The sequence below is a fragment of the Frankia sp. AiPs1 genome (assembly GCF_023716945.1).
GTDB lineage: Bacteria > Actinomycetota > Actinomycetes > Frankiales > Frankiaceae > Frankia.
Window position 1 is genome coordinate 1 of record NZ_JAMQQF010000396.1, and the last position, 4954, is coordinate 4954.

Consider the following 4954-nt stretch of genomic DNA (forward strand, 5'->3'; position numbering starts at 1 on the left):
GGCGGGGACGGTGGCGGCGGCGGGGACGGTGGCGGCGGCAGCGCCGGGGGCGGCGTTGCGGGCGGCCACGGCGATGAGCAGGTCGCCGTAGACCTCCTTGAGGCGATGCGGGCTCCACATCAGCGGGAGCAGACCGTCCGCGATCTCCGTCGCCATCGCGATGTTCTTCGGGCCCATGGCGGCGAGGTAGATCGGCAGCGTCGTCTTCGGGAAGCCGGGGCGCAGCGCCTTGCCGAGGCCGGTGGCGTCCGGGCCGTCGTAGGGGATGCTCAGGTGGTCGCCGTGAAACTCGATCTTGCCCTGTTTCTCGAGCAGCGTGCGGATGACCGTCACGTACTCCCGGGTGCGTGCCAGCGGGAACCGGAACGGCCGACCGTGCCAGCCCTCGACCACCTGCGGGCCGGACACCCCCAGGCCGAGGCTGAACCGGCCCCGGCTGAGGTGGTTCAGGGCCCAGGCGGTCATCGCCGTGTTCGCCGGCGTGCGCGCGTCGAGCTGCATGATCGACGAGCCGATGCGCAGGCGCTCCGTGTGCGCCGCGACCCAGGTCAGCGCGGTGACCGCGTCGCCGCCGTAGGCCTCGCCCGTCCAGAACGAGTCGTAGCCGAGCGACTCGATGAGCCGCGCGTGCTCGGTGAGCGTACGCCCGTTGTAGCCGCCGGACATGACGCCGATGCGCAGGTTGGTCGTCATGCCGGCTGCTCCGTCCGCTCGGCCGCCGCCTCGGCCAGGCGGATGCGTTCGATCTCGTACTCGATCATGGCTTCGAGGGTGTCACGGGGTGGGGTGGGCAGGGCGACGACCGGCTCGTCGCGGGTCGGGAGCAGGACGACGGCCGTCGCCGGGGAGGTCACGACGCCACGCTGGTTGGTGCAGTGGAGCTCGACCTGAACCTCGTTGCGGCCGTCGACCTGCCGCTTGTCGACGACCCTCCCGCTGACCCACGTCGTGTCGCCGACGAAGTTGAACCGGCGGTGCTGCGCGGAAAGCTTCCACAGCCAGCCGTCGTCGCCGACCCAGTCGGTCAGCAGGTGGCACAGCCACGTCTCGCGCATGCCGCCGTAGTCGTAGGAGGTCGCCAGGCCCAGCTCCTGCGCCCGTTGCGGGTCCCAGTGCAGCCGCTGCACGGTGTCCGGGATGTTCAGCGCGTTCGGCGGGTACAGCCCCGGGGCCTTGCGGCGCACCTGGTAGGCGATCTTGAAGGTGCCCGGCGGGGTCAGCTGCATGCCCCAGCCCAGATGCCAGACGACCACGTCGGTCGTCGTCAGCGGGCCCTTCACCTTCGTCGGCAGCTCCGCACCGATCTCGACGTCCTCGAAGAACCGTGGGATGCCGCCGCGCCGGGTCTCGCCCGCGTAGGCCGCGTCGATCTCGGCGAGCTGCTCGGCCGTGTACGGCTGGGGCAGGTCATGCTCCTTGCGACGCTCCCGCGACGTGTGCCGCTCCGCGTTCACCCACGTGCCGCGCTGGAGGCAGGTGAGCTCCCCCCCGTCGTTGCTGTAGATCGTCTCGTTCGTGACGTGGGCGGTGCGTCCGCCGAACGAGCTGCGCTTCGCGGTGACGCCGACCTGGGAGTGGATCGTCCGGGCCCGGTCGCCGAGCCGGAAGGGGCGCCACCACTCGAACTCCATGACCGCCTGGTAGGACCCGAGGCCGGCGAACGGGTCGCCCCTGAGCAGCGCCCTCGTCTCCGGATCGGCCCTGCGAACGATGTTCTCGCCCATCGTGTAGAGGAAGGTCGGCGGGGCGATCAGCGTGCCCCACCGGGTGCCCCTGGCGTACTCCGGTTCGCAGTACAACGGGTTGTCGTCGCCGTAGCCGTAGGCGAAGTGCCGGGAGGCGTCCCAGGTCACCTCGTGGTTGTGCGGCCGTCCCGCGCCGGGCCGGAGCACGCCGACGCGCCTGCGGGACCGCGCGATCGCCGCGTCGGTGAGCACCCCGAACCGCTCCCCGCCGTCCCCACCGTCCCCGGCCGCTGTGCCACCTGCGCCCGCTGGGCCCGCTGCACCACCTGCACCCGCTGCACCACCCGCACCCCCCGCGCCCGCCGCGCCCGCCACCGTCGGTGCTCCGTCCACGTCGTCCGCCATCTGCCTGCCCTCCGTCCGCCGCCCGGGGTGGGCTCGTCGCCGACGCCGCGGGCCGGTCACCGGCGAACCGCGGGTCGGGCCGCGCCATCCGAGCGGCCGCCTGTTGGTTGAACGTTCTGTGTGGTCACACGCTCCCGAACCCGGGGCGGGCTCGGCGGGCGCCGCTCAGCAGGCGCCGCTCAGTGGACTTGGGTCCCGACCCTGAGATCGCGGTAGGGCACGTTCCTGCCGGCGTCGGCGTCCTTCGGCAGGCCGAGAACCTGTTCGGCGATCACGTTGCGCTGGATCTCGTCGGTGCCGCCGCCGATCGCGCCGGCGAAGCTCCAGTAGTAGGTGGCGTGCAGCCGGCCGCCGGCCGGGGCGTCGGCGTCGACCAGGGTCGCGTCCGGGCCGACGAGCGAGAGCATCAGGTCGCGGTAGCGGCGGCCGTGCAGGCTGATCGCCAGCTTCAGCGTCGACCCGGCGGCGCCGGGGAGCCGGCCGGCCTGGGTGGCGGCCTTGACCCGCTGCGCGTTGAGCCGGATCACCTCGGCCTCGACGTAGTAGTCGGCGAGCGCCTGGCGGATCACCGGGTCGGCGCCGCGGCCGCGCTCCCCTGCCAGCGCGATCATCGCCTCGGGGGGCAGGAAGAAGCCCGCGCGCTGGGTCGGCGCCGGCGCCGCCAGGAGGTCGGCGATCACCCGGTCGAGGTTGCCGGACCTGCGGCCGCCCTCGACCAGCCGCAGGCCGATGAGGCCCTCCCCGCCAAGGCCCGAGCGCTCCAGCATCAGCGTCGTGCGGGCGACCCGCCAGCCGTCACCGACCACGCCGACCACCCGGTCGGCGGGCACCCGGGCGTCGGTGAGGAAGACCTCGCAGAAGTGCGCGTCGCCGCTCATCTGCCGCAGCGGCCGGACCTCGACCCCCGGCTGGTCGAGGTCGAGGATCAGGAGGGTGATCCCGTCGTGCTTGGGGACGTCGACGTCGGTGCGGGCGAGCAGCATGCCGCGGTCGGCGGTCAGCGCGCCGGACGACCAGACCTTCTGGCCGTTGACGACCCACCCGTCGCCGTCGAGCGTCGCCCGGGTCGACAGGCTGGCGAGGTCCGAGCCGGAGCCGGGCTCGCTGAACAGCTGGACCCACGCCTCCTCCCCGTTCGCCAGCCCGGGCAGGAACCGGGCCCGCTGCTCGGGCGTGCCGTGCGCCAGCAGCGTGCCGGCGCCCAGCCCCTGGCCGACCCCGCCCGGGGCGCCGATCACCTGCGCCGCGGCCAGCTCGGACAGCACGGCCCGGGCATCGTCCGGCCCCAGCCCGAGGCCGCCGAGGCCGGCCGGCCAGGAGGGGTAGGCGTACCCGGCATCGGCGAGCCGCCGCCACCACGCAGCCAGTGTCAGCGAGGTGTCCCAGTTCGTCGCCAACCACGCGCGCACCCGCGCCCGCAGGTCACCGGCGTCACCCAGGTCACCGGCGTCACCCGTGTCACCCGAGTCACCCGTGTTCGCCGCCGCCCGTTCGGTCGTGTGCTCCGCCGTCACGCGGTCCTCCCTCGGCCGAGGCGGACACCCGGCGCCGGGTTTCCACCGGCCGACTCCCGCCCGAAATCCGACTCCTTATTAGTCTATTAAGTGGTCAGAGTAGCGGCTCGGACGCACGGCGCCCAGACCTGTCGGGCTCCGGCGGGAGGAGGTGCGGGTCCATGCAGGTTGCCGGGCGGCGAAGGCCGTGGGCGCGCTCGGCGCGCTCGGCGGGCTGCACACCGCGGTCAACACGGCCGGCGGCGGCCCGGCGAAGCGGACCATCACCATGGAGGGCCCCCACCCGCTGGCGGAGTTCCGCCTCGACGCCGGGGGCGCGGGGCGGTGGCCGACGCGGCGCCGGGGTCGGAGTGACCGGGGTCGGGAGTGACCGGGGTCAGGAGTAGAGGTCGACGCGCTGCTTGTTACGGCGGTCGGGGTAGTGCATGAGCAGGTTCCAGTGCTCCTCGGCGGCAGCGGCGTCGCCGTCGGTGACCAGCCCGAGGAACTTCCGGTACGACTTGATCGCACGGCGGCGCTCGGTGGCGGTGGCGTGCTGGCCGGAGCGGCGGTAGTACTGCGAGATCACCTCGTGCAGGAGCTGGCCGAGGATCGACAGGGACGTGTTGCCGGCGTTGCGCAGCAGCGTGTGGTGCACGGCGGCGGCGGCCTCGCCGAACGCCGTCCCGTCGTCCTCGACGCCGGCCGCGGCCGCGGCGGCCTCGACCGCCGCGGTGAGCTCGGCGAGCGCCTCGGGCGTGTGGCTCGCGGCCAGCCGGCCCGCCATCGGCGGCTCGACGACGGCGAGCGCGTCGTGGACGTCGGTCAGCGCCACGCCCTCGATCTGGAGCAGCAGGGCGAACATCCTGGTCATGTGCTCCACGGTCGGCGTGGTGACCCGCGGCCCACCGCGGCGCCCACGCAGGACGGTGACGAGGCCCTCGGCCTCCAGGATCCGCAGCGCCTCCCGCAGGGTGGTGCGGGCGATGCCGAAGACCTCCATCAGCTCGTCCTCAGGCGGGAACCGGTCACCGGCCTTCAGCTCGCCGCGGGCGATCTGCGACCGGATCGAGGCGGCCACGACCTCGGAGGTCCGCGCGCTGCGTTCGACCCGGCGCGGGATCCGCACCGGCTCCACCCCGGCCGCGACAGCGGCGGCAACGGCCTCGGGCGCGGTCATCGGCACTCCTTGAACAGGGCAGGGCCCGTCGCGCTGGCTCGGGCAGGTCGCTGGGCTCCTGACCCCAGGTTATCAGCGCAGAGATTGGTCCCTTTTCGGGCCGGGCCGGGCCGGGGGGGGGGGGGGGGGGGGGGGGGGGGGGGGGGGGGGGGGGGGGGGGGGGGGGGGGGGGCTGGCGGGTGTTGTTCTTT

General features: G+C 74.0%; 5 protein-coding genes. 1 reads left to right on the forward strand and 4 read right to left on the reverse strand.

Features of this window, described 5'->3' with window-relative positions; all coding sequences use genetic code 11:
- The 3 genes from ND748_RS23770 to ND748_RS23780 form a co-directional block, all read right to left on the reverse strand.
- A partial coding sequence (locus ND748_RS23770; RefSeq protein WP_251748181.1) for an LLM class flavin-dependent oxidoreductase occupies positions 1-693 on the reverse strand: 693 nt, incomplete at its 3' end.
- Positions 690-2090, reverse strand: a complete 1401-nt coding sequence (locus tag ND748_RS23775; RefSeq protein ID WP_251748182.1) for a MaoC family dehydratase N-terminal domain-containing protein — start codon at positions 2088-2090, stop codon at positions 690-692. The genes ND748_RS23770 and ND748_RS23775, both read right to left, overlap by 4 nt.
- Positions 2091-2269: 179 nt before the next feature.
- The gene (locus tag ND748_RS23780) at positions 2270-3604 is read right to left on the reverse strand and encodes an acyl-CoA dehydrogenase family protein (RefSeq protein WP_251748183.1); all 1335 of its coding nucleotides are present in this window, start codon (positions 3602-3604) and stop codon (positions 2270-2272) included.
- A 151-nt stretch (positions 3605-3755) separates the two neighbouring features.
- Between ND748_RS23780 and ND748_RS23785 the strand changes: the two genes are divergently transcribed.
- Positions 3756-3974, forward strand: a complete 219-nt coding sequence (locus ND748_RS23785) for a hypothetical protein (RefSeq protein ID WP_251748184.1) — start codon at positions 3756-3758, stop codon at positions 3972-3974.
- 6 nt (positions 3975-3980) lie between these two features.
- Here the strand turns inward: ND748_RS23785 and ND748_RS23790 are convergent, their stop codons facing one another.
- A complete protein-coding gene (locus ND748_RS23790; RefSeq protein WP_251748185.1) occupies positions 3981-4763 on the reverse strand; it encodes a FadR/GntR family transcriptional regulator in 783 nt (260 codons plus the stop codon).
- Positions 4764-4954 lie beyond the last annotated feature (191 nt).

Bases quoted from the DNA above. Each gene is read 5' to 3' on its own strand.
- ND748_RS23775 (WP_251748182.1), bottom strand. From the start codon at position 2,090: ATGGCGGACGACGTGGACGGAGCACCGACGGTGGCGGGCGCGGCGGGC.
- ND748_RS23790 (WP_251748185.1), bottom strand. From the start codon at position 4,763: ATGACCGCGCCCGAGGCCGTTGCCGCCGCTGTCGCGGCCGGGGTGGAG.